Source organism: Chryseobacterium ginsenosidimutans, assembly GCF_039536845.1.
GTDB classification, from domain to species: domain Bacteria; phylum Bacteroidota; class Bacteroidia; order Flavobacteriales; family Weeksellaceae; genus Chryseobacterium; species Chryseobacterium ginsenosidimutans_B.
Genome location: NZ_BAAAZJ010000010.1, coordinates 656,020 through 680,763 on the forward strand (window position 1 = coordinate 656,020; position 24,744 = coordinate 680,763).

The following is a 24,744-nucleotide window of genomic DNA, read 5'->3' on the forward strand; positions in this document are numbered from 1 at the left end:
TGTAGCTTCTACAAAAGTAAAAAAACAATTATTATTTATCAACCTAAAAACTATCATCTATTTCCTAACCTCGAAAATTATTATATTTACAAAAATTAAATACAGCATGTTAAAAGCAGGTTTGGTAGGCGCCGGACATTTGGGAAAGATACATTTACGACTTTTGAATCAGTCTGATCAATATGAATTTGTAGGTTTCCATGATAAAGATGTAGAAAACGGAAGAAAATTAGAAGCCGAATTCGGTTATAAATATTTTGAAAATTTTGATGAGCTGCTTGATCAGATCGAGATGTTGGATATTGTAACTCCTACAGTTTATCATTATGATTATGCTTTAAAAGCCATTGACAAAGGACTTCATTTTTTTATTGAAAAACCTGTAACCCAAACTCTTGAACAGGCAGAAGAAATTCTACAAAAATGTCAGGAAAAAGGCATTAAGGCACAGGTTGGACATGTTGAAAGATACAATCCTGCTTTCATGGCGACTAAAGATTTCATTAAAGATCCGATGTTTATTGAGATCCACAGACTGGCGGAATTTAATCCCCGCGGAACTGATGTTTCTGTAGTGTTGGATCTAATGATTCATGATCTGGATATTTTACTAAGTGTTGTAAAGTCAAAAGTTAAAAACATTCATGCAAGCGGTGTTTGTGTAGTAAGTAAAACTCCGGATATTACCAATGCAAGAATCGAATTTGAAAACGGATGTGTTGCCAATCTTACAACTTCAAGAATTTCAATGAAAGCGATGAGAAAAAGCCGTTTCTTCCAGAAAGATGCTTATATTTCTGTTGATTTCCTTGAAAAAAAGGCAGAAGTTATCCGTATGAAAGACGCTCCTGAAAACCCTACTCCATTTGATATGATTATTGAAAATGCCGATGGAGAAAAGAATCAGATTTTATTTGAATATCCAAATATTCAGCCTAATAATGCGATTTTGGATGAATTAAATTCTTTCGCAGATTCTATTACTGAAGATAAACATGTGGAAGTTTCCATTGAAGACGGAACAGAAGCATTGAAGGTTGCTTTAGAAATTATGAAATTAATTTCTTAATTTCTTAATTTCTTAATTTCTAAATACAAATAGCACAAATCTTTTCACGAATATCACAACAATTATATCAATAGGAACGGGCTTTAGCCCGTTTTTTTGTTTAATACATTCAATTGGCTTTAGCCAAAACTTAAATCGTTTATTATTCATCTTTTAACTGTCTGTATATTATAGAACGAAAGCTTCATTGAGTTTTTAATTCCAATTCATATTTTTAATCAATAAATTTTAAATATATTTGTCATTATCAAAATAATAATTTCCTTAAAACAACCCCTTACTATTTAAATAATTAAACTACTATGAAAAGAGTCATCCTATTATCCGCTTTTTTATTGTCTCAATTTGGGACATCGCAACTTTTAAAAACACAAGGTCAAAAAATTGTAAACGATAAAGGTGAAAATATCCAATTGAGAGGTCTCGGTTTAGGAGGATGGATGCTGCAGGAAGGATATATGTTGAAAACAGCAGATTTTGCCGGCCCGCAATACAAAATCAAAGAAAAAATTGCAGAACTTATTGGCGAAGACGGAATGAATGAATTCTACAAAGCTTACCTGAAAAACGGTATCACAAAACAGGATATTGATTTTTTGAAAAAAGCAGGTTTCAATTCGATCAGACTTCCGATGCATTATAATTTATACACTCTACCAATCGAAAAAGAACCAAAAAAAGGGCAAAATACCTGGTTGGAAGAAGGTTTTAAAATGACCGATGATCTTTTAAAGTGGTGTGCTGACAACAAAATGTATTTGATTTTGGATCTTCACGCAGCTCCGGGAGGACAAGGAAACGACGTCAATATTTCTGATAATGACAAAACAAAACCGTCGCTTTGGGAAAGTGATGAAAATCAGAAAAAAACAATTGCTCTCTGGAAAAAACTGGCGGAAAGATATAAAGATTCTCCCTGGATTGGCGGTTATGATTTAATTAACGAACCCAATATTAATTTTACAGGAAAAAACCAAAACGGAACAGATGAAATGTCGAATGCTCCACTTTGGAAATTACAGAAAGATATTACAGAAGCGATTCGTACGGTTGACAAACAGCACATCATTATTATCGAAGGAAACGGTTGGGGAAATAATTATAATGGTTTAACTCCACTCTGGGATAACAATATGGCGTTTAGTTTCCATAAATATTGGAATTATAATGATGAGGGAACATTGAAATTTGCTTTAGATCTAAGAGAAAAACACAATATTCCGATTTGGTTGGGAGAAACCGGAGAAAATTCGAATGTTTGGTTTACAGAGCTGATTCAGCTTTTAGATAAACATAACATTGGCTATGCTTTCTGGCCAATGAAGAAAATCGATAACATCGCAGGAATTACGAATGTAAAAATCACTCCGGAATATCAGAAATTATTGGATTACTGGAAAAACGGCGGCGAAAAACCTTCAAAGGAGTTTTCTAAAAAAGCTTTAATGCAAATTGCAGAAAATTACAAATTCAGTAATGTTGAAATTAAAAATGATATTATTGATGCGATGTTCAGACAGACAAAAGACAGTTCAACAAAACCTTTCAAAAATCTTCAGGCTCCGGGAAAATTCTCAGCAACAGATTATGATTTGGGAAGAATGGGTTCTGCTTATCTGGATAAAGATTTCATCAATCTTTGGGTGAGTGATGCTACAAAAAGATCCGAATGGAATTCCGGAAATCAGTTGAGAAATGATGGTGTCGATATTTACAAAACAAAAGACAATCAATATTACGTCGGAAAAACGGAAAGCAGAGAATGGCTTCAATACACAATCAATTCAAATGTTGATAAAGCTTATACTTTTGACATTAAATATGCAAGCAGCAACGATGCAAAAATCAGGATTGAAGATGCTTCAGGAAAACCAATGGCAGCAGTTTCATTAAGTTCAACAGGCGGAAATGAAACGTGGAAAACCGCTTCTGCAAAAGGAATTAACCTTAAAAAAGGAGAAAATAAAATCAGAATCTATTTCGAAAATGACGGGGTCAACCTGAATTATTTTGAAGTAAAATAATAAAAAATCTTAAATTGCAAATCCCTTTTAACTTCTAAAAGGGATTTTTTTAATCCAAAATATTATGAAAAAAATCGGACTGTTACTTCTTTTGATTTCGGCGTTTACTTTCGCTCAGCAATCAGTTTTAGAACAAAAAATCAATTTTATTATTAAAGATAAAAAAGCGACAGTGGGAATTTCTGTTCTAGGCTTTGAAAATGGCTTTAAATACAATAAAAATGCAGACAAGAAGCTTCCGATGCAAAGTGTTTTCAAATTTCATATTGCAGCAGCTGTTTTGGATTATGTAGACAAAGGAAAACTTGCATTAGACCAAAAAGTTTTACTGGATAAATCAAATTTGCTGGAAAATACATGGTCTCCGCTTCGCGATAAATACCCAAACGGAGGTGTTGAAGTTCCGTTAAGTGAAATTCTTGAATTTACAGTTGCCAGAAGTGATAATAACGGTTGCGATATCATGCTGAAATTATTGGGAGGACCACAAACTGTTCAGAAATTTATGGATTCTAAAGGAGTGAAAGGCTTTCAGATTAAATATACTGAAGCGGCAATGCATAAAGACTGGAATGCTCAATACGAAAATTACAGCACAATGACATCAGCGGTTGACGTTCTGAAAAAGTTCTACGACGGGAAATTATTATCGAAAAAATCGACTGATTATTTAATGAAAGTCATGTTATCAACTTCTACCGGAAAAAATAAACTGATCGAACAACTTCCTAAAGATACGCCTGTCGCAAGGAAAACGGGAGCTTCCGGAAAGAATGACGCGGGTTTAACGGGCGCAGAAAACGAAATTGCCATCATAACTTTACCGAATGGCAAGCATTATGCAATATCTGTATTTGTCAGTAACTCAACGGAAACGGATGTGGTGAACTGCAAAATGATTTCGGATATTTCAAAGACTGTCTGGGATTATTTTAATAAGTAAAATTTTAATCTTAATTTTAAAACCATTAAAAATGAAAAAAATATTATTAACAATAGGATTATTCAGCTCAGTATTATTCTTTGCCCAAAAGAATGAAAACTATTTACAGGTCGGCTATCACAGTATTTGTTGCGGAACTCCGTCTGATAAACCTGTGATGGATTTTATTACCTGGTTTCAGAAAAAGAATAAGATAAAAAACTTCGAAACTTACAGACAAAACGGTTTGGGAAGAGAAGGGGAATTTAATATCTACATCGGAACCGACGGATTTTCTAAAACACAGAAAATTAAATTTGTAGAAGGTTTAAAAGCTGCCGTTAATGGACAAAACAGAACAAGAAAGCCCAACAGAGACGGAAATGTAAGTTTTGATGAAACCCAAATGGTAAAAAAAGCTGATCTTTCCAACGCAAGAAATTTAACTCTACTCAAGAATAAATAATTAAAATTAAATAAGGAAAAATGATTCAAAACATTGTAGTTATCGGAGCAGGAACCATGGGAAATGGTATTGCACATACTTTCGCACAAAGCGGGTTTAAAGTAAACTTGGTAGATGTATCTCAAGCTAATTTAGACAGAGGTTTGAAAACCATTACTACCAATCTTGACAGGATAATTGCAAAGGGAAACCTTACAGAAGAAAAAAAGGCTGAAACACTAGGAAATATCACCACTTTCACGACACTTCAGGACGCAGTTGGATCGGCTGATCTTATCGTAGAAGCGGCTACTGAAAATCAGGAACTGAAATTGAAAATTTTCGGTCAGATGGACGAATTTGCTCCTGAAAACTGTATTTTGGCAACAAATACATCGTCTATTTCGATCACTAAAATTGCTGCGGCTACAAAAAGAGCTGATAAAGTAATTGGAATGCACTTTATGAATCCTGTTCCGATCATGAAACTGGTTGAAATCATCAAAGGTTATTCTACTTCTAAAGAAACTTTTGACTCTATTTACGAGATGAGCAAAACGTTAGGAAAAGTTCCTGTAGAAGTGAATGATTACCCGGGATTCGTTGCCAACAGAATTTTAATGCCGATGATCAACGAATCGATTGAAACACTTTACAACGGTGTTGCAGGTGTTGAAGAAATCGATACGGTAATGAAATTGGGAATGGCACATCCGATGGGACCACTTCAACTGGCAGATTTTATCGGTCTGGACGTTTGTTTAGCGATCTTGAATGTAATGTACGACGGTTTCAAAAACCCTAAATATGCACCGAATCCATTATTAGTCAACATGGTAATGGCCGGAAAATTAGGTGTAAAATCAGGAGAAGGTTTCTACGACTACTCTGAAAGCAAAAAAGCAGAAAAAGTGGCTAAAATGTTTTCAAAATAATTTTAAGTTATGAGTTTTGGGTTATAAATTATAAATTTGGGTGTTAAATATCCAATCTATAATTTAATAACAGCAACCTTGATAAAATTTAAAGAAAAATATATTCAGATATTATTGGTCATCATTACTTTAGTGATGACCATTTTGCGTTTTTTACTCAATGAAAAAGGGCGCACAAATCCTGATTCTATTCGATACATGAGGTTTGCGCATGTTTTTCCGACGATCGATAACACAACGACTCCTTTAGGATATCCTTTAAGTATAAAATTCTTTACTTTTTTCGGTTTTGATGAATTTTGGGGCAGTAAGATAATCGGAATTTCAGCTTTTCTTTCCATTATTTTTTTTACCTGGAAAAAAAAGTTTTTCTTTAAAGAATCTATTCTTTTATGTGCTTTATTCAGCTTTCTTTCAATCTTTTCTTATACGATGAGTGAAGCTCTGATATTGCCTTTTGTAGTACTTTTTCTATACATTTCATCATTGATTATTGAAGGAAAATTGGAGAAGAGAAAAGCCATTTTTTATCTGTCATTAAGCCTGATTGCGCTTTACAATATCAGATACAGTTCGCTTTTCATTATTGGTGGAACCGGACTTTTCGGATTGGTTTTCCGGAAGAAAAAATATTCGTCCGTCTTCTTCATTTCGGGTATTATTGGTGGTATTTTTGTGGTTTTATATAAATTATTATTCATTGATTATTTTAATGAAAACTATGTAAAAGATGCCTTGACAATAGGTTTATATCCCACTTCAAAATTGTTGGTTGAACTGTTTCAGGGATTATGTACGACCTTCAATCCGTTTATTCATATTGCAAATCCCGGAGGAGGAACCATTAATTATGCTATTTATGGAATCGGTTTTTTGAACATCCTATTAATCATTTATCTTTTTGTGAAATATAAACTTTCAGAGACAGAATATTTCTTTGTTTTTGTAAGTATTGCAGGAATTATCTGTTCTTATTTTGTTCAATACGTTTATCCTGTCAATGCAATAGATTACAGATTGATGGCTCCTTTTAGCCTTCCGATATGGTTGATTTATTTCAGGAAACTATTTCAACTGTTTGATCTTAAGGTTTATGTAATAGGATTTTTAAGTATTATCTCAGGAATGCTTTTTACATGGCTTTCAAAAGGAAACTATCTTGAAAACAGAAAAGAAATGACTCAGTTTTTAAAATCCGAAAACCTTGACAAAGTTCCTTTACAGTTTTATCTGGAAACCACAGAAGATCTTGACAAGATACAAGTCGCCGAGTTAATAAGTACAATAAATCCTGATATTCACCTGACTTTCAGGCCGAAAGACACTTTGCAGAAAACCACATTAACAAGGTATAAAGTTTTGCAAAAAATTAGGATCGACAAGAACAAATATCAATAATTTTATTATCTTTGATTCAAAGTTAAAACATTAGAAAAATGAAATTACCAAAGTTTTTATTAGCAGATAATTCGGAATTTCCAGAAGATCTATTCGTAGTTCACACTGAATACCCAAGATTTATCTTAAACGTTGAGGAAGAAGAAGTTGAGTGGTTAGATGATTTGGAAGGTGATGATGAAGAAACTATGGCAGATGAGGCTACAAAAGTGGTAGAAGCTGCGTTCAAATGGTGTGATGAAGAGTTGGCTAAGTACGACGAGGAAGAGGAAGATTAATAACAATCTAAACATAAAAAAGGAACTCAATCGAGTTCCTTTTGTTTTATTCAGCTTTATTGAATTTCAATAATAAAAGATTGTCTTTGTATAATTCGAGGACATTTCCGGTCACCACATATTTATTAGCTTTTCCCATCATATCCATAAAGTTCTTTTCCACGCTCATATTGTCGCAAGCCATTCTTGTAGAACCCATTTGTCCGGCAGCAAAATTACCTGTAGAAGTATCTACTGTAGCTGTACCAAAGTAATTGTTGCATCCTGCATTTCCGCTGATTTTTTCTCCTTCAATATTCAATGTAGGAATTTTTCCTTTCACATTATCAGCCAAAGCCCATTTTGTACCCGCAAGAGAAGGTTGAGCTTTACCGACTTTTGAAGCGGAAGAACCCGACATTGCTCCACAAGAAACCAAAACTGCTGCTGTACACATACTTAAAAAAAGATTTTTCATTTTTTTCTTTTTGATTAAACCAAATTTACGGAAATATTATTATCTGAACGGTTTTCAGAGGATTTTATTGTTTTTAAAAATCCTTTTTAAACAAAAAATCATGAATATTTTTCATAAATATTATGAAACTAAAAAAAAATTTCAACCATATTTATCATTCCCTAGAAATCTATGTAGTAAGTTTTGCAAAATTGAAGATTTTTAGAAACTATTTTACAAAAAAAACGGACTCAAACAGCCCGTTTTATATAATTTTAATGATAATTAACCTCTCAATTCTGCGTTGAATTCTTTTTGGAAAGATTTAATTAAAGAATCCATTACAGCTGTAATTTCTTTCTCTTCCAATGTTTTTTCTTCATTTAAAAGCTCAAAACTCATCGCATAAGACTTTTTACCTTCAGGAAGATTTTTCCCTTCATAAACATCAAATAAATTGATATTCTTAATGTATGGAGATTTATTCTTTTTAGCTGTCTGATAAAGATCTTCGTAATTCACATTTTTATCAATTAGCAATGCCAAATCTCTTCTGATCTTGTTAAATTTAGGAATATCCTTAAATTTCAATTCGTTTTTAGAACGTAATTCCTGAGCATATTCCAACTCGATTTCTGCATAGAAACAATCCTGATCGATATCAAAATCCTTCAGCATCTGAGGAGCAACTTTTCCTATTCTTACCAAAGCTTTTCCGTCAGCTTCATAAGCCAGTGCATCAGAGAATCTTTCATCAGATAAAGCAACTTCTTTATAATCAATCGCTAATTTTTCTAATAAAACTTTAACATAAGCCTTTAAATTATAGAAACTTGTAGCAGATTTTGGCTGCAACCAGTTTTCTGCAACTTCTCTTCCGGAAACAAGGATCGCCAATTGCTTTCTTTCCTCGTATTTTTCTCTTTTATGATAAATTTTCCCGAATTCGAAGAACTTAATGTCCTGATTTTTTCTGTTGATATTGTAGATTGCATTTTGTAAAAGCCCTTCCAATAAAGACTTTCTCATAAATGCTAAATCGTTACTCAAAGGATTTAACAATTTTACAGCATCCGTTTCATCTTTTACAGAAGTCAATGAATTGTTCATTACTTCGTTGAAACCTAGGCTTTGTAAAGTTCTTGCCCAGTTGTTTTCCAGCTCATCCTGATCTTGAGCGCTCAATTTTACCGGAGTGAACGAAATCTTTTGCGGAGCATCAATTTTATTGTATCCGTAAATTCTTAAAATCTCCTCAATAACGTCAATTTCTCTCGTTACATCTGCTCTGTAAGCCGGCACAGAGATTTCCAAACCGTTTTGAATTTCATTTAAAACCTGAATTTCCAACGCTTTCAAAATTTCCTTTACTTTCTCTCTGTGAATTTTTGTTCCTAAAATCTGTTCGATTTTTGAAAATCTGATGATCACATAATTGTCTTCGATTTTCTTCGGATATTCTTCCAACAACTCTCCTACTAATTTTCCTTCAGCTAATTCCTGAATCATTTTAATAGCGTGAGTAATTGCTGTTCTTGTAATATTGGGGTCAACACCTCTTTCGAATCTGAAAGAAGCATCCGTATTCAATCCATGGAATTTTGCCCCTTTTCTTACCGCAACCGGATTAAAATAAGCACTTTCCAGGAAAATAGTTTTTGTTTCTGCAGAAACTCCGGAATTCGCACCACCGAAAACTCCGGCAATACACATCGGGTTATCTTTTCCGTCTTTGATCATGATTTCAGAACCATTCAAAGTTCTTTCAACACCATCCAAAGTCGTGAATTTTGTTCCTTCTTTTACAGTCCCGACTTTTACTGTTTTATCTGCAATTTTATCTGCATCAAAAGCGTGAAGCGGTTGTCCGAAGCCATGAAGAATATAATTTGTAATATCTACAACATTATTAATCGGACTTAATCCTATCGCTTTTAATCTGTCTTTCAGCCAAGCCGGAGAATCTGCCACTTTCACATCTTCAATCACTGCTCCGATATATCTTGGGCATAGTTCCGCATCTTCCACTTCTAATTTGAAATCATGAGAACCTTCGTTATTCAAAACAACTGAAGATACTTTTTCAAACTCAGATTTCTGCTTGTTTGTTAAAAGATAAGCATACAAATCTCTTGCAACACCATAATGAGACATTGCGTCGGTTCTGTTTGGCGTTAATCCGATTTCCAACACCTCATCGTTTGTCAGCTCAAAATAATCAGCGAAATTTTTTCCAACTTCGAACTTTTCTTCGTCTAAAACCATGATTCCGCCATGATCATCACTAAGACCAAGCTCATCTTCAGCACAAATCATCCCCTGAGAAATTTCACTTCTGATTTTTGCTTCTTTTATTTCAAAAAAGTTTCCGGTTTTATCATAGATTTTAGTTCCAACAACAGCCACGGGAACAGTTTGTCCAGCCTCAACATTCGGAGCTCCACAAACGATGTTCAACACCTTTCCGTTTCCTACATCTACTGTTGTTTTCTTCAATTTGTCTGCATTCGGATGTTTTTCGCAAGTTAAAACCTTACCTACAACAATTCCTTCCAGGCTGCCTTTTATGCTTTCAAATTTTTCTATCCCTTCAACCTCAAGACCAATATCTGTAAGAAACTCACCGATTCTTTCAGTTTTTAATTCTGTTTTGATATAGTCTTTAAGCCAGTTGTTTGATATTTTCATCTGATATATTTTGAAAATTTATTTGAATTTTTATACAATTTTAATTGTACAGTTTTAAGCCTACAAATGTCGTGTTTTTTTGAGAAATACAGAAATTTAGAACAAACTTAAAACAAATAGTTTTGTTAAATTTTACTTATTAAAAACAAAAAGAGGTTCTGAAAAATCAAAACCTCCTATTTTTATTATTTTAAATATTACAATCCGATTACCGGCATTGATAACATTAATATATTTTCGTTTTCTTCAAGACCATCAAGAGGTTCAATAATTCCCGGTCTGTTTGGCTGAGACATTTTCATTGTGATATCGTCTGAACCAAGAATTGTCAACATTTCCGTTAAAAACTTAGAGCTAAATCCGATGTTGATATCTTCTCCGTTATAATCACAAGGAATCTGCATATCCGCTTTGTTTGCATATTCTGTATCTTCTGCGTGAAGGTGAAGAATGTTTGCAGACAACTTAAATCGTACCTGATTGGTAGATTTGTTTGACATGATAGAAGCTCTCTTAATTGCTCCCAGCAAAAGATTCCTGTTGATTGTCAGTACATTCGGGTTTTCTTTTGGAATTACCGCAGTATAATTAGGATATTTTCCGTCGATCAGTCTGCAGATCCAGATATGTTTACCAAAAGTAAATTTAGCCATGTTCTCGTTGAAATCGATCTTCACGTCTTCGTTTGAACTTGCTAAAATATTTTTGAAAATGTTCAAAGGTTTTTTAGGCATGATAAATTCCATTGGCTCGGCATTCATCAAATCCATTCTTTTATAGACAACCAATCTGTGAGAATCTGTGGAAACAAAGTTGGTTTCATTTTCTCCAAACTGAAACAAAACTCCCGTCATTACAGGACGAAGAGAGTCATTACTTGTTGCAAAAAGCGTATTGGTAAGCGCTTCAGATAAAACTCCTGCAGGCATTGTAACACTCTGAGAAGCATCAAATTCCGGTAATTCCGGGTAATCGTCTGCGTTGTCTAATGCTACTGCGAAGTTATCTTTTTCATCTAAAATCTCAAGCTGACTTCCCGTACCTTCCGCATTATCTTTCACCGCCAAAGTTAAAGGCTGTTCTCCGTAAGTCTTGATAAAATCCTGAAAAATCTTGGCAGGAACAGCAAATTTCCCTGAATCATCAGACTTCACATCAAGAGTCGTCACAAGAGTCGTCTCTCCATCGGATGCTGTAATGGTAACATTATTTCCTTCTAATTCAAAAAGATAGTTTTCTAAAATCGGTCTCGATTGAGAGCTTGATATTACGCCACTTACAGTTTGCAAAGCCTTCTGCAGTTCACCACTTGAAATAATAAATTTCATAGATTTAAAAATAAATTTTTACAAATATAATAAATAGAAAATAGATGGAAAAGAATAATCCTGAGAGTTATTAACAAAACGATCAAAAGAATTTCATAACCACTTCCACTCCATTTTTTCTGATATCCAAAAATATCATAATGCACTAAAGATAAGGATTTTCTTCAAGCAAATAATTATATTTGTAAATAATCTTTTCACAATGCGAAAACCACCCATTTATAAGAGTTTTTTTAATGCTTTCCGAGGTGTTTTCCTGATGATTAAAAGTGAAAGAAATTTTCAGCTTGAGCTTTTGGCATTTTTTATTAATGTCTTTCTGATTTTTTATTTAAAGCTTTCAACAATTGATACAATTTTAGTTTTAATTGTTTCTTTCGGGGTTCTGAGTGCTGAAATTTTTAATACCGCTATTGAAAAAATTTGCGATATCATTCAACCTGAATTTGACAAAAGGATTGGTTTTATTAAGGATATTTCTGCCGGAGCTGTTATTTTGATGGCGATTGCTTCTATTGTTGTGGGAATTTTGGTTTACTGGAAATATATTTTTTAATACCCATAATACTTGTCATTCCGGAGGAATCTAAGCAAATATTATCAAAACAATTTACAAAAATACAGTTGAGATTCTACGCGCCACTTTGTTCCGCTCTGAATGACAAAAAGAACTCCTGTTCACAGATTCCACAGATAATTATGTTTATTTTCTTGAGGCATTTGTGAAAAAATTAGTGTTATTTGTGTTTAGAAAATCAGTTCCCTACATAAATAAACCCTTTTTTCCCAGATTTAAAAACCGTTTCAATTCTTTTATAATCATCCACTTCATATTCATCAGCCTGAAGAATTTCTTCGTCAGTGACTTCAAATAAAACTCCTTCAACTTCATCTTTAACATTTCCTGAAAATTCCAAAATAGGGTGATATTTTTGATTACTTTTTCTCAAAACTTCGGGATCGGTGATTTCCAACATTTCAAGTTTATATCCTGTTAGAATATCTTTTTCTCCTTGTAAAATTCTTCCGAAAGTTTCGATTTGAACTTGTTCTTTTTGTAGTGTTCCATAGGAAAATAAATTAGGCATTGATAAAATTGGTTTTAAAAATAAAATCAATCCAAAATTAACGTAATATTTTTATGAGATTCTATAATTTCAATTAAAATTTCAAATAAGGTTTGTCCGTTTCCATCAATCAATTCACCCAGTTTTTGTTGAATTAATTCTATGTTGAAGGGTTTTCCAATTTGGATTTTATTCTCGTAGAATTCTTTAGTTAAACTAAAACCTAAATCTTCTTTTGATTTCTGGGAATTCCTCCAAGTTATATTTGAATCAATTCCATACAAAACATCATCGAAGCCATCCAAAGTCCCGACTTCCCAATCTTTATCTTTCATGAAAAGTTGGGAAATTTCTTCGTAAAAACCTTCCAGATCTGAAAAATGACTACCATTGATGACAGTCATTTCTTTATTTAAATTTTCATTTTTCATAATTGAATTTCAAATTTCAACATAAAAAAGAGTCAATTTTGATTCTTGACTCTTTTCTGTATATTTTGAAACTTACTTTTTAATGAACTTTATCTTTTCATTATCTAAATTAATAAAATAAACTCCTGTATTTAATTCTGATACTTTAATAATATTATTTTCTTTCTCTACATCACCAGTTTTAATAAGCTGTCCTGCTGCATTAAAAATCTTGTATGCTGTTTTTTGCTTTAATCCTGAGATCTTTATTTCGTTTTCAGCCGGATTTGGTGCTAATGAAAAAGATGAATTATTACTAACATCTTTTACAGATAAAGTACTTGTTCCCACCCAATTGGATGTCGTTCCTGTTAAAGCAAAATTCAATAAAGTACCGTTTACAGTATTAAATTCATCATTAAGAGTAGTAACAGTTGGGTTATTTCCGTTCGCAATTCCCTGATTAAATTTATAATAAGAAACTAATCCTGTCTGTGGCAATACGAGTGAATTATTCATATTGGCAGTAATTTGGCTTTGTGTTCTTTCGATATTCCAAATTCTGAATTCATCCATCGTTCCTTTAAATAGCTGTGAACCATCTGTTTTTGCTCCAAAAGACATTAAATTTGCAGTTCCCCAAGATGTAGTACCACCTCCTAATAGAGTTTCCGAAACACCATTAAGATAAATCTTTGTAGTATCGAGAGCCGCAGACCTTACAATTGCAATATGATTCCATGCATTTAAAGTAAGCGGATTTGAAACCATAAAATTATTAGTTCCACTTATATAAACATAAATAATTCCAGCACCACTTATCAAAATACTTACATAGTTCGAATTGCTTGTCTGTACAAAAAATACACGGTTAGTAGCAAAAACAGTTGGTTTTATTCTTGCTTCTATGGTAAAATCCTGAGTAGCAACATTGTTAAACATAGTAGGAACATTGAAGGCAACATAATCATTGGCACCATCAAAATCCAGCGCATTTCCGGACTGAGCCTGCGCGAAAATCATTGTAAAAAATGAGAAAAATAATAGGTAGTAGTTTTTTAACATAATCAAAAGTTTTATGAACCAAAATTAGTAAAAAAACAAGCAATAGAAACATTCAGGCTAAATAATTTAGTAATAAATAATATAAAAAAAGGATTCGAATAATATTATATCCGAATCCTTTTTTATATTGAAATTTTATTTCATTTTACTTGAAATATTCCACTCCATTTTTGAATATGTTGTGGTAATTCGCAGTTGGAATGTTTTTCATCAACCCTTCTGTAAAACGTTCCGGGTGTCCCATTCTACCGTAGATTTTTCCGTCCGAACTTGTAATTCCTTCAATTCCGAACAGTGAATTATTTGGATTGAAAGGCATTCCGTGAGCGATGTTTCCATCTAAATCTAAGTATTGCGTTGCAATCTGTCCGTTTTCGTACAACTTCTGAATTTCCGCTTTCGAAGCCATGAAACGACCTTCCCCATGAGAAATCGGGATCGTGAACACTTGATCTTTCATTCCTTTTAACCAAGGCGATTCATCATTCACCACTCTTACATTCACCATCTGGGAAATGTGTCTTCTGATCGCATTGTGAGCCAATGTCGGAGAATTTTCATCCAAATCTTTGATTCGTCCGTAAGGTAACAATCCAGATTTAACCAACGCCTGGAAACCGTTACAGATACCGATGATCATTCCGTCTCTGTCTAACAATTCGTGAACGGCGTTTTTCATCTTCTCGTTTTTCAACACATTCACGATGAATTTTGCAGAACCATCCGGTTCATCACCCGCAGAAAAACCTCCTGAGAATGCTAAAATCTGAGAAGTTCTGATTTCTTCTACCCACGCATCAATACTTTCATCCAATAATTGGTGATTGATATTAATTAAAGGTAAGCTTTTGACAACCGCACCTTCTTTTGCGAAAGCATTCAGCGTATCATATTCGCAGTTTGTTCCCGGGAAAACCGGTGCGAATACTTTTGGCTGAGCGATTCCGTGTTTTTTAATGATAATATTTCTTGGGTTGATTGAGTTTAATTTCTCATCAATTTCAACCGTCAATTTTTCTTTTTCAACTGTCGGGAAAAGATTTTCAAATGTATTGGTATTTGCTGCTAAAAGTTTGTTGATCGCTGTCGGTTGATTGTTGATCGTTAAAACCTCATCCGCAACAACCTGACCAATCAATTGAAGATTTGTAGAACTTAATTCTTCTTTAGACTCAATAATTAAGCTACCAATGTTTTTGGTTAATAATACTTTCTCATCAACTGTGATTTCAGCACCTAATCTGTTTCCGAAGCTCATTTTTGCCAAAGCAACTGCAACTCCACCTTCTTTAACCGTTTTTACAGAAACGATTTTCCCAGCTTTGATATTTTCGAAAATGAATTCAAAAACAGCTTTTAAACTGTCATAATTCGGGAGTCCGTTTTCCTGAGCGATATGATTGAAGAAATACACTTTATTTCCTGCATTTTTAAATTCAGGAGAGATAATATTTTTCTTTTCTCCATTCGCACAAGCAAAAGAAATCAACGTTGGCGGAACATTCAGATCCTGATACGTTCCACTCATTGAATCTTTTCCTCCGATAGCCGCCAAACCGAAATTAATCTGAGCATCATAAGCTCCTAACAAAGAAGCTAAAGGTTTCCCCCATTTTTCTGGATTCTGACCTAATTTCTCGAAATATTCCTGGAAACTAAATCTTATATTTTTGTAATCGCCACCCATCGCAACGATTTTCGCTACACTTTCTACAACTGCGTAAGAAGATCCCAACAAAGAATTCTGCTTAGAAATCTCTGCATCAAATCCCCAACTCGCCAAAGAAACCGTTTCAATATTTTTTGCTCCGATAATTGGTAATGTCTGAACACTTCCTTCCATCAAAGTCTGCTGATATTTTCCACCTAAAGGCATCGCAACCGTAGTCGCACCGATAGAAGAATCGAACATTTCCAACAAACCTTTTTGAGAGGCAACATTTTTATCACTTAATATTTTTAAGAAATTCTCTTCATTAAATGACTGAGTTTCTTCTTTTACTTCATTAAGATGAGTAATTTTAACTTCCTGACTTTTTGAACAACCGTTCGTATCTAAAAATGCTCTTGAAAGATCAACAATTTTATCGCCTTTCCAGAACATCTGCATTCTTCCTGAATCTGTCACTTTTGCAACCTCAACAGCCACAATATTTTCAGCTTCACAGAATTTGATGAACTGTTCTTTATCTTTTGGTTCAACCACAACCGCCATTCTTTCCTGAGATTCAGAAATAGCAAGCTCGGTTCCGTTCAAACCTTCATATTTTAATGGTAAAACATCTAAATTAACTTCCAAAGAATCAGCGATTTCACCGATTGCTACGGAAACACCTCCAGCTCCGAAGTCATTAGATTTTTTAATTAATCTTGTTACCTCTGGATTTCTGAATAATCTCTGGATTTTACGTTCTTCAACCGCATTTCCTTTCTGAACTTCAGAACTCATTGTGTGAATCGAAGTTTCGTCCTGCTCTTTTGAACTTCCGCTCGCTCCACCAACACCGTCACGACCTGTTGCACCCCCTAAAATGATAATAGAATCACCCGCTTCTGGTTTTTCACGTCTTACCCAATCCACAGGAACTGCGCCAGTTACGAAACCAACTTCCATTCTCTTTGCTTTGTAGCCTTCATCATAGATTTCAGAAACCATTGTAGTCGCCAAACCGATTTGGTTACCGTAAGAAGAATAGCCGTTTGCCGCCTGTTTTGTGATTGTTTTTTGAGGTAATTTACCCGGTAACGTTTTATCAACCGATTCCAAAACATCAGCAGCACCCGTCAATCTCATCGCCTGGAAAACGTAAGAACGTCCGGACAAAGGATCTCTGATTGCACCACCTAAACAAGTTGAAGCACCTCCAAAAGGTTCAATTTCTGTCGGGTGATTGTGGGTTTCATTTTTAAATAATAAATACCAAGGTTCTTTTTTACCATCGTATTCAGCTTCAATCTGGATCGTACAGGCATTGATCTCGTCAGAAACCACCAAATTCTCCAAGTTGCCTGTTTTATGGAAATATCTTCCGCAAACTGTCGCCAAATCCATTAAGGAAATTGGTTTAAGCTCACGTCCTAAGAATTTTCTTTTTTCGATATAATCATTGAAAATGGTTTCCAATGTATGTTTAAACTGTCCTTCAAATTCGATATTTGACAACTCCGTTTCGAAAGTTGTGTGACGACAGTGGTCACTCCAATAGGTGTCTAAAACTTTTAATTCTGTTTCTGTAGGATTTCTTTTTTCAGTTTTAAAATATTCCTGAATGAATTTTAAATCATCTAAACCTAATGCAAAACCATGATTGTTAAAGAATTCTTCAAGCTGAATATTATCAAAATTGATGAAATTTTCGTGGATTAAAACCTTTGACGGAGTTTCATCCGCAGGAATATCCAAAACAGATAAATCTTTTTGCTGAGACTCTACTTTATTGATCAGAAGATCTTTGATTTTAGCTAAATCTCCTTCAGAAACACCTTCAAACTCGATCAATTTTCCACTTCTCACTTTAGACTTTTCATTTTCAGTCAGTAAAGCGATACATTGTTGGGCAGAATCGGCACGCTGATCGTACTGTCCCGGCAAAAATTCCATTGCAAAATGGATTCCTTGCGCAGGATTTTCTTCATGCAAAATATCAGTAACAGGGTCTACGAAAGTGCTGTTAACAACCTTTTCGAATTCACCGTCATTCAAATTGAAAATATCATACACATTGTATACTTTCACACTTTGGATTGACGGAACAACCGCTTTTACTTCATCAAAAATTTTTGGACTTTCTACATCGAAAATTCCTCTTTTTTCTACGAAAATTCTTTTGTTATTAGACATTAGATGTCAGATATTTATTAGATTTATTTTTAATTTAAATTGTCATTTTGAGGCAAGAGAAATCTATATAGAATAGAGATTCTTTATTTCGCTTTGATACATTCAGAATGACAAACACAAAAAATATGCAGCCGAAAAGACTGCATATGATTTATACTTTAAGATCAGCCTCCAAACCTATCAGATCTTTGTTTGCATCAATTATCGGCTGAACTTCATTGGCAATGAACTCTTCCGTCTGAATCGGCGCAAAACCGATAAAGTTTTTAGGATCTAAAACTTCTTTTAATTTTGATTTATCAAGCTTCAAAGAATGGTCGTTTAAGATTCTTTCAATCAAATCGTTTTCCTTCCCTTCTTCTTTTACCTGTTTAGAAGCTTCCATTGAGTGAACTCTGATCACTTCGTGGATTTCCTGACGGTCGCCACCAGCTTTCACCTCTTCCATGATGATGTATTCTGTCGCCATAAAAGGAAGTTCTTCCATAATGTGCTTGTTGATTCTGTTCGGATAAACTACAATTCCGTTCATGATATTATTCCAAATTAATAGAATCGCATCAACCGCTAAAAATGCCTGAGGAATTGTTAATCTTTTGTTTGCAGAATCATCCAATGTTCTTTCAAACCATTGAGTAGAAGCTACCATTGCAGAACTTGTTGTCAAAGACATTACATATTTCGCTAATGCTCCGATTCTTTCGCTTCTCATTGGATTCCGTTTGTAAGCCATTGCAGATGAACCGATTTGATTTTTTTCGAATGGCTCTTCAATTTCTTTAAGATTTTGAAGAAGACGTAAATCGTTGGTGAATTTATGTGCAGATTGAGCAATGTTTCCTAATAAAGCCACCACTTTCGCATCAATTTTTCTGTCGTAAGTCTGTCCGGAAACTCCGAAAACTTTCTCAAAACCGAATCTTTTTGAAAGTTCTTTATCTAAATGTTTTACTTTAGAATAATCACCATTAAAAAGCTCCAGGAAACTTGCAGCAGTTCCTGTTGTTCCTTTTACTCCTCTAAAACGTAGAGTTTCAAGAAAGAAGTCAAGTTCCTCAATATCAAGAACTAAACTTTGTAACCAAAGTGTGGCTCTTTTTCCAACAGTCGTCAGCTGAGCCGGCTGGAAGTGAGTAAATCCTAACGTAGGAAGATCTTTATATTGAATGGCAAAATCCGAAAGATTTTTCATCACGTTGACTAACTTTTTCTTTAAAATTAAAAGTCCGTCACGGATTTGAATTAAGTCTGTGTTATCTCCTACAAAAGCCGAAGTAGCTCCTAAATGTATAATCCCTTTTGCTGAAGGCGCTACATCACCGTAAGTGTGAACGTGAGCCATTACATCATGACGGAATTTTTTCTCGTACTCAGCTGCTTTCTCATAATCGATATTTTCAGCATTAGCTTTCAACTCTGCAATCTGCTCATCTGTGATTTCAAGACCAAGGTCTTTTTCAATCTCAGCAAGAGCGATCCAAAGTTTTCTCCAGTTTTGGAATTTGTTATTGTGTGAAAAGTTAAATAACATTTCTTCACTGGAGTAGCGCTCTTCCAATGGATTTTTGTAGGAATTCATTCTTTCTTTTACTTTTAGATATGCAAAAATAAGGTTTTTCAGTGAGAGATAAAAATCCTGCTTTTATTGATTTTTCCAACTACACATTTCTTCTTTTAGATATCATTCTAATCGATAGAGTTATTATATAATTTTTTTAAAATTTTTAATGTTTTTCACACCGAAGTTTTTCATTGTAATATATTAATAACAAAAACCTTCTGAAAATCAAAAGGTTTTTGCGTATTAAATGTGGAAATGTTTATTTCAAGTTGAAATAATTCTTTATACCGCCGACTGATCGCAAGTATAAACTTGTGGACAAGCCATGTACTGAACACAATATTTAGGACCTGTAACAGATCCTGCGCAATCGCATCCGCAAAGTGAAAGATCCGGAGTTCCGCTTATACCTCCTGTAATGTTCTTAAGATCGGCTTTTTTTAATTTTGTAGCATTTTTCAAAAAATTTTGCATGTGATTTGGTTTTTGAGATTATTAAAATTTAGTTTTAGTTACTTTTCAAAGTTAAACAAATATTAATTATTCAGCACATAATTTAATATTAAATTTTATAAATTGTTTATTTTGTTGACCTTATTTAGTATTATAACGTAAAGTCTTACTTAAATATTTCTTAAACACTTATAATTATTCTATAAATTCAAGGTCTTTATCGTGTGTTTCAGAAATTGTCAGAGACGAATAAAATGCCAGACCAAACACAATAATTCCTACAATTGCGGCACTGATAATCACTGAAAAATTAGTTTTAAAAAAATCAAAACCAAAAATCATCACCGGAACCAAGCCACGCACCATATTCGGAACGGTTGTCGTTGCGGTATTTCTGATATTCGTCCCAAACTGCTCTGCAGCTAACGTAACGAACATCGCCCAATAGCCTGTTCCTAAGCCAAGCCAAACGCAGAAAATATAATATTTGGTCTCGGTATCCGTATTCCCGAAAAGCATTATCACAACACCAACAATAGTGAAAGCCAACATATAGAAAATCGCCATTTTCCTGGATTTTAAAAGGTGAGAAATAAGTCCACTGGTAAAATCACCCACAGAAATACCTACATAAGCCCACATAATTGCTTTTCCGGGGTTAAGACTTTCGATTCCCATTTCGGGAGCAAATTGATTTGCTAAAACCGCTAAAATTCCAATACAGTACCAAGTGGGCAAACCAACAGCTATACATTTTAAATATCTTATTAAACGATCTTTATTGGTAAAAAATGAAAGAAAATTTCCTTTTGAGACAGATTGGTGTTCAATATTCTTATAAATTCCGGATTCTGCAACGCTGATTCTTAGAAATAAAAGTAAAATTCCTAAAACTCCACCGATTATATATGAAATATTCCATCCTCCGGCCAATTCTACGGTTAATTGAGCCACAACGGCCCCCATTAATCCAAATCCGGCAACAACAGAAGTTCCGATGGCTCTTAAATTCTTCGGTAAACTTTCAGAAACAAGGGTAATTCCTGCTCCAAGCTCTCCGGCAAGTCCAATTCCTGCAATAAATCTTAACCCTGCATAGGAATACACCAAATTCTCTTTTGGAAAATGAGGCAAAAACCCACAGGCAATATTTGCTAAAGAATATACTAAGATTGATCCGAATAAAACAGATAATCTTCCTTTCTTATCTCCGAAAATACCCCAGAAAATCCCTCCAATAAGTAATCCGACCATTTGACAATTAAGAATAAATGTTCCGTCGACATCAGGATTTAAGCCTAAGGCTTTCAAACTTGGGATTCTTACAATACCAAACAAAAGCAGGTCGTAAATATCCACAAAGTAACCTAAAGCAGCAATGATTACAGGAATAGAAAAGATAAGTCTCATTTTTGAAGACAAAGAAAGTTCTTGCATTTTGGAATTTTAAATTTTGCTAAAAATAAAAAACCTTTCAATTTCTTGAAAGGTTTTTATTAAATATCTTTTTTCGATTATTATCTTGCAATATTCACAGCTCTCGTTTCTCTGATTACTGTTACTTTTACTTGTCCCGGATAAGTCAATTCATTCTGGATTTTTTCAGAAATATCGTAAGATAATTGAGAAGCTACTTCATCATTTACTTTACCGCTTTCTACCATTACTCTCAACTCTCTACCTGCCTGAATTGCATAAGCTGAAGAAACTCCTTCAAAACTTAATGCCGCAGATTCAAGATCTTTCAATCTTTGGATATAAGATTCTAAAACCTGACGTCTTGCTCCCGGTCTTGCTCCTGAAATTGCATCGGCAACCTGAATGATCGGAGACAATAATGAAGTCATTTCAACTTCGTCGTGGTGAGCTCCGATTGCATTCACAACCTCTGCATTTTCACCATACTTTTCAGCCCACTGCATACCTAATAAAGCGTGAGGAAGTTCAGATTCCTGCTCCGGAACTTTACCAATATCGTGTAATAGACCTGCCCTTTTCGCTAATTTTACGTTTAATCCTAATTCAGCAGCCATCGTTGCAGCAATATTTGCAACTTCTCTTGAGTGCTGTAATAAGTTTTGTCCGTAAGAAGAACGATATTTCATTCTACCCACGATTTTAATCAATTCCGGGTGTAAGCCGTGTATTCCTAAATCGATAATTGTTCTTTTACCAACTTCAATAATCTCCTCCTCGATTTGTTTTCTTGTTTTTTCTACAACTTCCTCGATTCTTGCAGGGTGAATTCTACCGTCTGTAACCAATCTGTGAAGTGATAATCTTGCGATCTCTCTTCTTACAGGGTCGAAACATGAAAGAAGAATAGCTTCAGGAGTATCATCAACGATAATTTCTACACCTGTTACCGCTTCCAAGGCACGTATATTTCTACCTTCTCTACCGATAATTCTTCCTTTTACTTCATCAGATTCAATATTAAAAACTGATACTGAGTTTTCGATCGCCTGTTCAGTTCCGATTCTCTGAATGGTCTGAATAACGATTTTTCTAGCTTCACCTTTTGCATTTAACTGAGCTTCTTCCATAATGCTCTGAACGTGTGCCTGAGCTCTGGTTTTTGCTTCTGCTTTTAAAGATTCTACCAATTCAGCTTTTGCTTCTTCTGCAGAATAATTAGAAATCTTCTCTAAAATTTCAACTTTTTTAGCTGTTGCAACATCTAATTCATGTTGTTTTTTGTCTAAAATTTCTGTTTTCTTAGAATAATCAGCAATTTGTCTGTCTAAATCTTTCTCAAGTTTTCCTGTCTTGCTAAGCTCGTCATTCAGCTTGTGTTCTTTGTCTTTGATCCTTTTTTCAACCTCCTGCATTTTCTTTTCGCGAGACTGGATATCTGCATCATGCTGGGATTTCAGTTCTAAAAATTTTTCTTTAGCCTGAAGGTTTTTTTCTTTCTTTATGGATTCGGCTTGTACGTTAGCTTTTTCTATAAGGTTTTCGGCATTCTTTTTTGCATCATCTATAATAAACTTGCCCTTGGTATTGAGTGAACTTTTGGAAAAAAGTATTCCTATCACTGCACCAATTACAAGGCAAATTACGCCGACTATAATGGCTGTTGTCATAATCTATATTGAGTTTTAATTGTCTTCACATCTTTAAATAAAAAAGCCCACAATAATCCAGGGATTGAGAGTAAACTCCTAATCAACACGATTTGAACTGATTTCCACTGTCTGTAATCCGATAAATCGGCACGCCATTCACTGGACATTTGCTCGGTAATTGTTTAGCGTTGAGTTTACCTTAAATGTGTTAGAATTATTGTAGGCAGTCCTGTGGGAAAAAATCTATTTCCCTGTTTCGTTCAACAATTGATTTATTTGCGTTAATCTTTCGTTGGTTGAATTTATTGTTTTATCGTAGTTCATAGACACTACTTCAGCATTTGTTCCCAATTTCAGGGCACACATTGCCAAAGCATCTTGTTTGTCTCTCACATCGAAATTTTGTTCAAAATCTTTAATCATACTTTCAATCTGCTTCCCTACTTTACGCAGAGTTTCTTCCTCTGCTGCCGGTACGTTTAGCGGATACACCCTTCCTGCAATGTTGATGGTTATTCTTCTTACCTCCATTATAATCCACTGTTTTGAAGCTGCGCAATACAGAAATCTATTTCCTTTACCAATCTGTTGATATGATTTTTCATCAACCTGTTGTGTTCAGGATTTCCTGATATTGCTGAATAAAGTTTTATATTTTTTTGTTCTTCTGCTAATACCTGACCTTTTTTTCTTTCCTCATCATATTTCTTCTTAAGGTCTTCATGCTCAATATTTAATTCCGAGAACTTTTCAGTAAGATTTTTATAATTCTTTTGTAATAGTAAAATCTTTTTCTCTAATTCTGAAAAATTGTTTTCTAAATCTTGAAGCATTTCAGGTTTTATATATTCTAACTATTAGCAAAAATAACAAAATATTAATACTAACAAAAATAAAACGCTCTATATTTTGATAGCACAACAAAAAAGGAGATGCTTTTGCACCTCCTTTCTTTATTTTTAAGAAATTTTCTTATTCAAATTTCAACACAAAAAACACTGCTCTTGTCTGTAAAGTAGACATTGCAGACGTCCAATAAGGAGGTGTAGTTGCATTATCAGCAACGATCTCGTTGTTCATGATAAATGTACCTCTGATTGCCGGTGTTAACTTAAATTTATTAAAGTAAAACTGAATACCCATCTCAGCAGACCAAGCAAAATTATGCGTTGTAGATCTGAAAACCTGCTGCATGTTGTCATCAGTAGAATCTGAATTCGACTGAAGATTTACAATATAGTTCACCCCTGCTGCAACATAAGGTCTTGAATTGTACCATCTGTTTCCGTGAAATTCTAACAACACAGGAACGTCAACCAAAGTTGTTTTAATTTCTCTTACCCTGTCCTTTTCCGTTAATGGTATCGGAATAAAGGGATCGTTCGTCAAAGTTCCGGCAGCATACTGGTCGTTCGACTGCGTATTGAAGGTCAATTGTCTCTGACCAAATTGTAACCCTGGTTCTAATCTTAAATCTAAAAAGTCGTTCAGTCTCCATTTTGCGATCAAACCGGCACCGAAACTGTAACTTTCTTTAGAAGTAACAAGATTTTGATTATTATTCATACCATATCTAGGATTCAAAACGATACGGTAGTCTAGTTTATTACCATTCAGATAAAAACCCCAACTGAATTTCTGCTCGTCAAAGTCTTCCAACTTATCCATTCTGTTACGGGTTCTGAATTGCGCGTTTGCTAAAACTGCAACATTTACTGAGGCTAAAACCAGTGCTCTTAATAAAAATTTATTCATA

22 protein-coding genes are annotated in these 24,744 nt (G+C 34.2%); 8 read left to right on the forward strand and 14 right to left on the reverse strand.

Annotation, left to right across the window (positions count from 1 at the left end):
* Positions 1–106: 106 nt before the first annotated feature.
* From ABD745_RS14930 to ABD745_RS14960, 7 genes are all read left to right on the forward strand, one after another.
* On the forward strand, positions 107–1,069 hold the full coding sequence (locus ABD745_RS14930; protein WP_344831533.1) for a Gfo/Idh/MocA family protein: 963 nt from the start codon (positions 107–109) through the stop codon (positions 1,067–1,069).
* 302 nt (positions 1,070–1,371) lie between these two features.
* Positions 1,372–3,093 carry a cellulase family glycosylhydrolase gene (locus ABD745_RS14935; protein ID WP_344831535.1) on the forward strand — a complete coding sequence of 574 codons (1,722 nt, stop codon included), beginning with the start codon at positions 1,372–1,374 and terminating at the stop codon, positions 3,091–3,093.
* A gap of 64 nt (positions 3,094–3,157) precedes the next feature.
* Positions 3,158–4,036, forward strand: a complete 879-nt coding sequence (gene bla-A, locus ABD745_RS14940; RefSeq protein ID WP_344831537.1) for a CGA/CIA family class A beta-lactamase — start codon at positions 3,158–3,160, stop codon at positions 4,034–4,036.
* Positions 4,037–4,067: 31 nt separating this feature from the next.
* Complete coding sequence (locus ABD745_RS14945; RefSeq protein WP_344831540.1) at positions 4,068–4,481, forward strand: hypothetical protein; 414 nt, start codon at positions 4,068–4,070, stop codon at positions 4,479–4,481.
* Positions 4,482–4,504: 23 nt separating this feature from the next.
* A complete protein-coding gene (locus tag ABD745_RS14950; RefSeq protein WP_344832333.1) occupies positions 4,505–5,395 on the forward strand; it encodes a 3-hydroxybutyryl-CoA dehydrogenase in 891 nt (296 codons plus the stop codon).
* Between the two features lie 78 nt (positions 5,396–5,473).
* Positions 5,474–6,793, forward strand: a complete 1,320-nt coding sequence (locus ABD745_RS14955) for a hypothetical protein (protein WP_344831543.1) — start codon at positions 5,474–5,476, stop codon at positions 6,791–6,793.
* 38 nt (positions 6,794–6,831) lie between these two features.
* Entirely contained in the window at positions 6,832–7,071 is a 240-nt protein-coding gene (locus tag ABD745_RS14960) for a hypothetical protein (protein ID WP_002977986.1), read from the forward strand.
* Between the two features lie 46 nt (positions 7,072–7,117).
* On the opposite strand, the gene ABD745_RS14965 is transcribed toward ABD745_RS14960, so the two are convergent.
* The 3 genes from ABD745_RS14965 to dnaN all read right to left on the reverse strand — a co-directional run bounded on the left by ABD745_RS14965 (position 7,118) and on the right by dnaN (position 11,523).
* Positions 7,118–7,528, reverse strand: coding sequence for an META domain-containing protein (locus tag ABD745_RS14965; protein ID WP_047398270.1), 411 nt, complete (start codon positions 7,526–7,528; stop codon positions 7,118–7,120).
* A gap of 264 nt (positions 7,529–7,792) precedes the next feature.
* Entirely contained in the window at positions 7,793–10,195 is a 2,403-nt protein-coding gene (gene pheT, locus ABD745_RS14970) for a phenylalanine--tRNA ligase subunit beta (RefSeq protein WP_344831548.1), read from the reverse strand.
* Between the two features lie 197 nt (positions 10,196–10,392).
* On the reverse strand, positions 10,393–11,523 hold the full coding sequence (dnaN, locus tag ABD745_RS14975) for a DNA polymerase III subunit beta (protein ID WP_344831551.1): 1,131 nt from the start codon (positions 11,521–11,523) through the stop codon (positions 10,393–10,395).
* A 202-nt stretch (positions 11,524–11,725) separates the two neighbouring features.
* On the opposite strand from dnaN, the gene ABD745_RS14980 reads away from it, so the two are divergent.
* Positions 11,726–12,079, forward strand: a complete 354-nt coding sequence (locus tag ABD745_RS14980) for a diacylglycerol kinase family protein (RefSeq protein WP_344831555.1) — start codon at positions 11,726–11,728, stop codon at positions 12,077–12,079.
* A gap of 199 nt (positions 12,080–12,278) precedes the next feature.
* Here ABD745_RS14980 and ABD745_RS14985 read toward each other — a convergent pair whose 3' ends face one another.
* From ABD745_RS14985 to porT, 11 genes are all read right to left on the reverse strand, one after another.
* Positions 12,279–12,611, reverse strand: coding sequence for a gamma-glutamylcyclotransferase family protein (locus ABD745_RS14985; protein ID WP_344831560.1), 333 nt, complete (start codon positions 12,609–12,611; stop codon positions 12,279–12,281).
* A 26-nt stretch (positions 12,612–12,637) separates the two neighbouring features.
* Positions 12,638–13,021: a barstar family protein gene (locus ABD745_RS14990; RefSeq protein WP_344831563.1), complete on the reverse strand. Its 384-nt coding sequence runs from the start codon at positions 13,019–13,021 to the stop codon at positions 12,638–12,640.
* Positions 13,022–13,093: 72 nt separating this feature from the next.
* Positions 13,094–14,065 (reverse strand): LamG-like jellyroll fold domain-containing protein, encoded by a 972-nt coding sequence (locus ABD745_RS14995; protein ID WP_344831565.1) that lies wholly within the window; start codon positions 14,063–14,065, stop codon positions 13,094–13,096.
* Positions 14,066–14,210: 145 nt separating this feature from the next.
* Entirely contained in the window at positions 14,211–17,906 is a 3,696-nt protein-coding gene (locus tag ABD745_RS15000; protein ID WP_344831567.1) for a phosphoribosylformylglycinamidine synthase, read from the reverse strand.
* 151 nt (positions 17,907–18,057) lie between these two features.
* Positions 18,058–19,485, reverse strand: coding sequence for an adenylosuccinate lyase (gene purB, locus ABD745_RS15005; protein WP_344831570.1), 1,428 nt, complete (start codon positions 19,483–19,485; stop codon positions 18,058–18,060).
* Positions 19,486–19,749: 264 nt separating this feature from the next.
* The gene (locus ABD745_RS15010; protein ID WP_344831573.1) at positions 19,750–19,941 is read right to left on the reverse strand and encodes a hypothetical protein; all 192 of its coding nucleotides are present in this window, start codon (positions 19,939–19,941) and stop codon (positions 19,750–19,752) included.
* Positions 19,942–20,115: 174 nt separating this feature from the next.
* The gene (locus ABD745_RS15015; RefSeq protein ID WP_344831576.1) at positions 20,116–21,357 is read right to left on the reverse strand and encodes an MFS transporter; all 1,242 of its coding nucleotides are present in this window, start codon (positions 21,355–21,357) and stop codon (positions 20,116–20,118) included.
* Positions 21,358–21,437: 80 nt separating this feature from the next.
* A complete protein-coding gene (rny, locus tag ABD745_RS15020) occupies positions 21,438–23,006 on the reverse strand; it encodes a ribonuclease Y (RefSeq protein ID WP_344831578.1) in 1,569 nt (522 codons plus the stop codon).
* Positions 23,007–23,231: 225 nt separating this feature from the next.
* Entirely contained in the window at positions 23,232–23,519 is a 288-nt protein-coding gene (locus ABD745_RS15025) for a cell division protein ZapA (RefSeq protein ID WP_047398259.1), read from the reverse strand.
* Complete coding sequence (locus tag ABD745_RS15030; protein ID WP_047398258.1) at positions 23,519–23,821, reverse strand: hypothetical protein; 303 nt, start codon at positions 23,819–23,821, stop codon at positions 23,519–23,521. The genes ABD745_RS15025 and ABD745_RS15030 overlap by 1 nt, the downstream gene beginning before the upstream one ends.
* Positions 23,822–23,960: 139 nt before the next feature.
* Complete coding sequence (gene porT, locus ABD745_RS15035; protein WP_344831583.1) at positions 23,961–24,743, reverse strand: type IX secretion/gliding motility protein PorT/SprT; 783 nt, start codon at positions 24,741–24,743, stop codon at positions 23,961–23,963.
* Between the last annotated feature and the right edge of the window lies 1 nt (position 24,744).

Excerpts from the sequence above, each read along its gene's own strand:
- ABD745_RS15010 (WP_344831573.1), bottom strand. The coding sequence starts at position 19,941 with ATGCAAAATTTTTTGAAAAATGCTACAAAATTAAAAAAAGCCGATCTT.
- ABD745_RS14995 (WP_344831565.1), bottom strand. The coding sequence starts at position 14,065 with ATGTTAAAAAACTACTACCTATTATTTTTCTCATTTTTTACAATGATT.
- ABD745_RS14985 (WP_344831560.1), bottom strand. The coding sequence starts at position 12,611 with ATGCCTAATTTATTTTCCTATGGAACACTACAAAAAGAACAAGTTCAA.
- pheT (WP_344831548.1), bottom strand. The coding sequence starts at position 10,195 with ATGAAAATATCAAACAACTGGCTTAAAGACTATATCAAAACAGAATTA.
- dnaN (WP_344831551.1), bottom strand. The coding sequence starts at position 11,523 with ATGAAATTTATTATTTCAAGTGGTGAACTGCAGAAGGCTTTGCAAACT.
- ABD745_RS14980 (WP_344831555.1), top strand. The coding sequence starts at position 11,726 with ATGCGAAAACCACCCATTTATAAGAGTTTTTTTAATGCTTTCCGAGGT.
- ABD745_RS14960 (WP_002977986.1), top strand. The coding sequence starts at position 6,832 with ATGAAATTACCAAAGTTTTTATTAGCAGATAATTCGGAATTTCCAGAA.
- ABD745_RS15015 (WP_344831576.1), bottom strand. The coding sequence starts at position 21,357 with ATGCAAGAACTTTCTTTGTCTTCAAAAATGAGACTTATCTTTTCTATT.
- ABD745_RS14990 (WP_344831563.1), bottom strand. The coding sequence starts at position 13,021 with ATGAAAAATGAAAATTTAAATAAAGAAATGACTGTCATCAATGGTAGT.
- porT (WP_344831583.1), bottom strand. The coding sequence starts at position 24,743 with ATGAATAAATTTTTATTAAGAGCACTGGTTTTAGCCTCAGTAAATGTT.
- ABD745_RS14935 (WP_344831535.1), top strand. The coding sequence starts at position 1,372 with ATGAAAAGAGTCATCCTATTATCCGCTTTTTTATTGTCTCAATTTGGG.
- ABD745_RS15000 (WP_344831567.1), bottom strand. The coding sequence starts at position 17,906 with ATGTCTAATAACAAAAGAATTTTCGTAGAAAAAAGAGGAATTTTCGAT.
- ABD745_RS14930 (WP_344831533.1), top strand. The coding sequence starts at position 107 with ATGTTAAAAGCAGGTTTGGTAGGCGCCGGACATTTGGGAAAGATACAT.
- bla-A (WP_344831537.1), top strand. The coding sequence starts at position 3,158 with ATGAAAAAAATCGGACTGTTACTTCTTTTGATTTCGGCGTTTACTTTC.
- rny (WP_344831578.1), bottom strand. The coding sequence starts at position 23,006 with ATGACAACAGCCATTATAGTCGGCGTAATTTGCCTTGTAATTGGTGCA.
- purB (WP_344831570.1), bottom strand. The coding sequence starts at position 19,485 with ATGAATTCCTACAAAAATCCATTGGAAGAGCGCTACTCCAGTGAAGAA.
- ABD745_RS15030 (WP_047398258.1), bottom strand. The coding sequence starts at position 23,821 with ATGCTTCAAGATTTAGAAAACAATTTTTCAGAATTAGAGAAAAAGATT.
- ABD745_RS14945 (WP_344831540.1), top strand. The coding sequence starts at position 4,068 with ATGAAAAAAATATTATTAACAATAGGATTATTCAGCTCAGTATTATTC.
- ABD745_RS14965 (WP_047398270.1), bottom strand. The coding sequence starts at position 7,528 with ATGAAAAATCTTTTTTTAAGTATGTGTACAGCAGCAGTTTTGGTTTCT.
- ABD745_RS15025 (WP_047398259.1), bottom strand. The coding sequence starts at position 23,519 with ATGGAGGTAAGAAGAATAACCATCAACATTGCAGGAAGGGTGTATCCG.